Consider the following 281-nt stretch of genomic DNA (forward strand, 5'->3'; position numbering starts at 1 on the left):
GGGAACCTCCAGTACGTGTGGATCGGGGTGTTGACGCACTACGTTCTCGACGTGGTCGGAAGCCGGCGAGGGATCGCGCTGTTCCACCCGCTCTCGGACCGGGAGTTCGGGATGCCGACCGGCGTGACGACGAGCAGCAAGTACGCCGACCTCGTCACCGTGATCGTCACCGGGATCGAGCTGGCGGCGTTCTGGGCCATCCACACCTACGTCGTCACCCTCGACCTCGACCTGTCCGCGGCCTCGCAGGCCGCGACCGGATTCGGGCTGTAGCCCGTCCG

1 pseudogene is annotated in these 281 nt (G+C 67.6%); it reads left to right on the top strand.

Going from position 1 to position 281, the window contains the following annotated elements:
• A pseudogene (locus EXE44_RS19025) lies at positions 1 to 273 on the top strand (metal-dependent hydrolase); the annotation flags it as partial.
• Positions 274 to 281 lie beyond the last annotated feature (8 nt).

The organism is Halorubrum sp. SS7 (assembly GCF_005435055.1).
GTDB classification, from domain to species: Archaea; Halobacteriota; Halobacteria; order Halobacteriales; family Haloferacaceae; genus Halorubrum; species Halorubrum salinarum.